At 70.5% G+C, this 6159-nt stretch carries 4 protein-coding genes and 1 pseudogene; 3 read left to right on the top strand and 2 right to left on the bottom strand.

Annotated elements, in window-relative coordinates; genetic code table 11:
* A pseudogene (locus G3I41_RS23905) lies at positions 1 to 687 on the top strand (hypothetical protein); the annotation flags it as partial.
* A 90-nt stretch (positions 688 to 777) separates the two neighbouring features.
* On the top strand, positions 778 to 2754 hold the full coding sequence (thrS, locus tag G3I41_RS23900) for a threonine--tRNA ligase (protein WP_164402452.1): 1977 nt from the start codon (positions 778 to 780) through the stop codon (positions 2752 to 2754).
* 100 nt (positions 2755 to 2854) lie between these two features.
* Here thrS and G3I41_RS23895 read toward each other — a convergent pair whose 3' ends face one another.
* Complete coding sequence (locus G3I41_RS23895; protein WP_164402451.1) at positions 2855 to 3532, bottom strand: potassium channel family protein; 678 nt, start codon at positions 3530 to 3532, stop codon at positions 2855 to 2857.
* 66 nt (positions 3533 to 3598) lie between these two features.
* On the opposite strand from G3I41_RS23895, the gene G3I41_RS23890 reads away from it, so the two are divergent.
* A complete protein-coding gene (locus G3I41_RS23890; RefSeq protein ID WP_164402450.1) occupies positions 3599 to 4159 on the top strand; it encodes an HIT domain-containing protein in 561 nt (186 codons plus the stop codon).
* 68 nt (positions 4160 to 4227) lie between these two features.
* Here G3I41_RS23890 and G3I41_RS23885 read toward each other — a convergent pair whose 3' ends face one another.
* Positions 4228 to 5898 carry a hypothetical protein gene (locus tag G3I41_RS23885; protein ID WP_164402449.1) on the bottom strand — a complete coding sequence of 557 codons (1671 nt, stop codon included), beginning with the start codon at positions 5896 to 5898 and terminating at the stop codon, positions 4228 to 4230.
* Positions 5899 to 6159 lie beyond the last annotated feature (261 nt).

Raw genomic sequence — 6159 nt, 5'->3', positions numbered from 1 at the left:
GGGCCCGGCGGCCGGTCGCTGACCGCCTTCGTCCCCGTGGACCCGGGCCGCCCCGTCGCCGTCCGGCTCCACCACGCCCTGCACGCCACCCGCGAGGCGGTGGACTACCAACGGGCCACCGGCGGCATGGAAGCCTTCGACAACGCCGTCGCGGCGGGCGTCAGCCGGGAACTGACCGAGGCGGTCGTCGCCCTCGTCCGGGGCTCGGAGGGCGCCGCGATCGCCCTGGACTGGGCGCCTGGCGCCGGAACGCCCCCCGGCTGCCCCGCCAGCCCCGAGCCCGTCGAGTTCTCCCCGGGCGACCTGCCCGCGCTGCGCCGGGCCGGGGCCCGCTACCTCCGGGACGAGCCCGCCGTCACCGTACGGATCACCGGGGCCGTCGTCCGGCTGCGCCGCTCGGGGCCGCGCGGGGCGGGGATCGTCCGCCTGCGGGTGCTGGCCGGGGCCGAGGTGCCGCACGTCCGGATCGAGCTGGACGAGGAGGCGTACCGGATCGCGGGTCAGGCTCATCTGGTGGGGCTGCCGGTCCGGGTGGAGGGCCGGCTGGAGAGCCGGGGCGGCTTCCGGCGGCTGACCGGGGCCTCGCAGGTCGTCCCCGTCCAGGTGGACGACGAGGAACGGGACCGGCTCATGAAGTCGCTCCAGGAGAACGTGGACTTCTTCGAGGAGGCGTGCGCGGGGGAATAGGGCCTTTCGCAATGGGGGCCCTCGGCTCGGTACGATTCCTTCTGCACGCGCCAGAGGAGTGCGGTGCGCCCCCTGAGTCAGGAGAGACCGGTGTCAGACGTCCGTGTGACCATCCAACGCGATTCCGAGCGGGAAGAGCGCGTGGTGACGACGGGCACTACGGCGGCCGAGCTCTTCCCCGGCGAGCGCACCGTCGTCGCCGCCCGCGTCGGCGGCGAGCTGAAGGACCTCGCGTACGAGCTCAAGGACGGCGAGACCGTCGAGCCCGTCCAGATCTCCTCCGAGGACGGCCTCGACATCCTGCGCCACTCCACCGCGCACGTGATGGCCCAGGCCGTGCAGGAGCTGCACCCCGAGGCCAAGCTCGGCATCGGCCCGCCGGTCAAGGACGGCTTCTACTACGACTTCGACGTCGAGAAGCCGTTCACGCCCGAGGACCTCAAGGCCATCGAGAAGCGGATGCAGGAGATCCAGAAGCGGGGCCAGAAGTTCTCCCGCCGGGTCGTGACGGACGAGGCCGCCCGCGAGGAGCTGGCCGACGAGCCGTACAAGCTGGAGCTCATCGGCATCAAGGGCTCCGCCTCCTCGGACGACGGCGCGGACGTCGAGGTGGGCGGCGGCGAGCTGACCATCTACGACAACCTCGACCCGAAGACCGGCGAGCTGTGCTGGAAGGACCTCTGCCGGGGCCCGCACCTGCCGACCACCCGGTTCATTCCGGCCTTCAAGCTGATGCGGAACGCCGCCGCGTACTGGCGGGGCAGCGAGCGCAATCCGATGCTCCAGCGCATCTACGGCACCGCCTGGCCGACCAAGGACGAGCTGAAGGCGCACCTGGAGTTCCTGGAGGAGGCCGCCAAGCGCGACCACCGCCGCCTGGGTGCCGACTTGGACCTCTTCTCCTTCCCCGACGAGATCGGCCCCGGCCTCGCCGTCTTCCACCCCAAGGGCGGCGTCATCCGCCGGGCCATGGAGGACTACTCGCGCCGCCGGCACGAGGAGGAGGGCTACGAGTTCGTCTACTCGCCGCACGCCACCAAGGGCAAGCTCTTCGAGAAGTCCGGCCACCTGGACTGGTACGCCGACGGCATGTACCCGCCCATGCAGCTCGACGACGGGGTGGACTACTACCTCAAGCCGATGAACTGCCCGATGCACAACCTGATCTTCGACGCGCGCGGCCGCTCGTACCGTGAACTGCCTTTGAGGTTGTTCGAGTTCGGCACGGTGTACCGGTACGAGAAGTCGGGCGTCGTGCACGGCCTGACCCGCTCGCGCGGCTTCACGCAGGACGACGCGCACATCTACTGCACCCGTGAGCAGATGGCCGAGGAGCTGGACCGGACGCTCACCTTCGTCCTGAACCTGCTCCGCGACTACGGGCTCACCGACTTCTACCTGGAGCTGTCCACCAAGGACCCGGAGAAGTTCGTCGGCAGCGACGAGACCTGGGAAGAGGCCACCGAGACGCTGCGCCAGGTCGCCGAGAAGCAGGGTCTGCCCCTGGTCCCGGACCCGGGCGGGGCCGCGTTCTACGGCCCGAAGATCTCGGTGCAGGCGCGGGACGCCATCGGCCGGACCTGGCAGATGTCGACCATTCAGCTCGACTTCAACCTGCCGGAGCGGTTCGACCTGGAGTACACCGGTCCGGACGGCTCCAAGCAGCGCCCGGTCATGATCCACCGCGCCCTGTTCGGCTCCATCGAGCGCTTCTTCGCGGTGCTCCTGGAGCACTACGCGGGTGCGTTCCCGGTGTGGCTGGCCCCGGTCCAGGCGGTCGGCATCCCGATCGGCGACACGCACATCCCGTACCTTCAGGAGTTCGCTGCGGAGGCCCGGAAGAAGGGGCTGCGCGTCGACGTGGACGCGTCGTCGGACCGGATGCAGAAGAAAATCAGGAACCACCAGCGCGCCAAGGTGCCGTTCATGATCATCGTCGGCGACGACGACATGAACGCGGGCACGGTGTCGTTCCGGTACCGCGACGGTTCGCAGGAGAACGGCATCGCCCGTGACGAAGCGATCGCCAAGCTCGTTGACGTGGTGGAGCGTCGCGTGCAGGTGTGAGGTGCTCCCCGCGAGAGCGGGGGTGATCCGAACCCGATGCTTCAGCGGACCTACGGGACCGCTCGCTCCCCGCGCAAGCGGGGATGAGCCCCCGGCCGAGCTACCCGCTCGCCGGGGGCTCCTTCTCGTCCTCCCGCCGGAACACCTGGATCAGCCACGACGAGAACGCGCCCGTCACCGCCCCCAGCAGCGCCAGGCCGCACGCCATCAGGCCCGCCGCGATGATCCGGCCCATCGCCGTCACCGGCACGGCATCCCCGTACCCCACCGTCGTCAGCGTCGCGCACGCCCACCAGACCGCGTCCCCGAAGGTGCGGATCGAGGCGTCCGGGGCGCCGTGCTCCCAGTGGTACACGCTGAGGGCCGCCGAGAAGCCCAGGAGCACGGCGGTCATTCCGGCGTACGAGATCACCCGCGCGTACAGGCCGAGGCGCGGGCGGTCCCGCTTCTCCTGGACGGCCGTGTAGACCTGCACCATCCGCAGCGGGCGCAGCAGCGGCAGCACCAGGACGAGGGTGTCGAGCCAGCGGACGCGGACGAAGCGGAGGCCGAGGCCGCTGAGCCTCAGGCGTAGCGCGTAGTCGAGGACGAAGAGCAGCCAGGTCGCGCCGACGAGGGCGAGCGAGAGGTCGTGCCAGGGCCCGGCGTCGTACGGCGCGAGCACACGGAACGCGTAGCCGGCCAGGAAGACCAGCGAGGCGGCGAGAAGCGGAACCTCGGTGCGCTGCTCCCAGCGGGTCAGAGCGGGAGGGGGCCGGTCCGGGGTGCGCGCGCTCATTGGCCCAGCATCGCGGTGCGTGCGGGGGTTCGGCCCCGGCGACACGCTCCGCACAGGTGAAGCAATATGCTGGCCGGCATGACGAGTGAGCCGGAGCAGCAGATCGGAGTGGGGACGCCCGACGCGTTCCAGCGCCTGTGGACGCCCCACCGGATGGCGTACATCCAGGGCGAGAACAAGCCGACCGGCCCGGAGGCGGGGGACGGCTGTCCGTTCTGCGGGATTCCGGAGATGTCGGACGAGGACGGGCTCGTCGTCGCGCGCGGTGCGAAGGTGTACGCCGTGCTGAATCTGTACCCGTACAACGGGGGGCACCTGATGGTGGTGCCGTACCGGCATGTCGCGGACTACACGGAGCTGGACGGTCCCGAGACGGCGGAGCTGGCCGATTTCACGAAGCGGGCGATGACCGCGCTGCGGGCGGCCTCGGGTGCGCACGGCTTCAACATCGGGATGAACCAGGGTGCGGTGGCGGGAGCGGGCATCGCCGCGCATCTGCACCAGCACCTGGTGCCCCGGTGGGGCGGCGACGCCAACTTCATGCCGGTGGTGGGGCACACCCGGGTGCTGCCGCAGCTGCTGGCGGACACGCGGAAGATGCTGGCGGACGCCTGGCCGGCCGCCTGAACCTGCTGCTCGCCGTACGGGGCGCTCCGGATTCTCTTCCGGGGCGCCCCCTACGCGTACCCGGGCGGTTACGCGTCGTAGAGGTCGGCCTTGCCGGGGGTGGGGGCCTGGACCAGGCCGCTCAGGACCGAGGAGCGGCCTGCGAAGCGCTCGGTGTCCACGCCGTGCTCCTCCAGGACCTTGATCGCGGCGTTGTGGACGACGCGCAGGACGGGGGTGGCGGCGCGCATGGCGTCGTCGGCCATGAAGCGGTGGCGCCAGGGCTTCTCGGCCCAGGCGTGGCGGAGGCCGAAGGGCTCGGGCAGGGCGATCTTGCCGCCGAGGTAGTCCAGGAGCGGCGGGTACCAGGTGAACGGGGCGCGCAGGGCGAGACGGGTGACCTCGTGGGCGTCGACCAGGGCGAGGGTGATGTCGCGGGTCTCCCAGAACCGGACGGTCTTGTTGACGGTCCGGGTCTTCGCGGCGGGCTTGCTGGTGAAGAGGGAGTGGACGGGACCCAGGGCGTGTCCGGTGACCTCGATGCGCAGGGTCTCGTAGAGGACGGTGACGGTGATCATCATGGTGATGACGAGCTGGCCGTCCCAGAGGGTGAACTGGACGCCGAGGTAGTGGCGGTTGCCGCCGCCGAACTGCTGGTGGTTGCAGATCCGCTGTATCTCGTGCGGCTTGATCTGGTAGGTGGCGACGTCCTCGCCCTGAGGGCGGGCGACGCTGTCCGCGTTCTCCCCGATGGGGGTGACGATCCAGTGGTTGACGGAGGGGGTGGGGAATCCGCCGGTGTTCAGCGGGCCCCGTTCCAGCAGTTTGAGCTGGTCGTGGATGACGCGGACGACGTCCCAGCTGCGGAACTGGTGGATCTCCTTGCCGGGCTCCTTGGCGACGAGGTCCTCGGCGAGCTGCCAGCTGCCCCAGCGGGTGCCCATGCCGAGGATGCCCTTGGGACCCGCGTAGAAGACGGAGTTGGAGTGCTGCTCGGCGGAGAGCTTCTCCAGGCCCTGGCGCAGGGCCTCGCGGGCGGTCTCGCTGGGGTTCTTCGGGACGGACTCGGGGATCTTGGCGGTGACGCCGCCGCCGGAGAGCAGGCCCTCCCAGCGGGCGCGCATGTCCTGGGCGGACCTTTCGGCGATCCGTTTGGCGATGTACCAGCCGATGACCGGGGCGACGAACATCGCGCGCAGGTAGAGGCCGAGCAGCCCGGTGAGGGGGAGCCGGATCATCAGGAAGACGATGCCGATGCCGACGAGGGGGAGCAGGCTGTTGCCGAGGGTGGTGAGGAGCCTGTCCTTGGTCTTGGCGAAGCCGTCGCGGAGGCGGAAGACGATGACCCACAGCAGCATGCCCGGCAGGAACAGGAAGCCGAACAGCACGGTGACGGCGGTGAGCCGGGTGTCGCGTGCCTTGCGCAGGCTGTTCGCGGAGAGGCAGTGCTCCACCACGGTCTGCGGGTCGGTGCCGAAGGACTGGATGAGGTCCTTGCGGGCGCCGCCGAGCATGCGCTCCTGGACGGCGCGGGCGAACGCCTCGCCGAGGTTGGGCTTGAAGTAGTCGGACTTGAGGAAGCCGGAACGGCCCGCCTTCACCTCGGACTTGTGCCACTCGCTGTTGGCTTTGAGGATGTCCTCCACCGGGCTGTCGCGGTACGCGGCGGAGGCGAGGGCGTTGGTCGCCACCGCCGCGCCTCCCGATCCCTGGAGCGGAATCTGCGCTCCGGGTGAGAAATCGAATCCGTTGCTGGCCACTGTCGCCCCCACTCGCCACCGAGGAACCGCTCCTGCGGCTGTTTCCCAACTGCCGTGCCCGGCACACTTTCTGAGTCGGGGTCCCAGCGTATCGTCCGGATACGTCCGCCGTCCGGCCCTGTGGACAACGTTCGGTGGAACAGGCGCGTTCGCGTCGGGGCGCGCAGGTCCACCGCGCACCGGCCGGTCTCCGGTCGGGAACCGGACGCGGGCCTCGGCGGCGGCCGCGCGCGGGGCCGGGGCGCCGGCGGTCCGGAAGGC

It is taken from the genome of Streptomyces sp. SID9727, assembly GCF_010550605.1.
Taxonomy (GTDB): Bacteria; Actinomycetota; Actinomycetes; order Streptomycetales; family Streptomycetaceae; genus Streptomyces.
The sequence above is the reverse complement of the archived record's forward strand: the minus strand, read 5'-3'. Positions and strand labels throughout refer to the sequence as shown.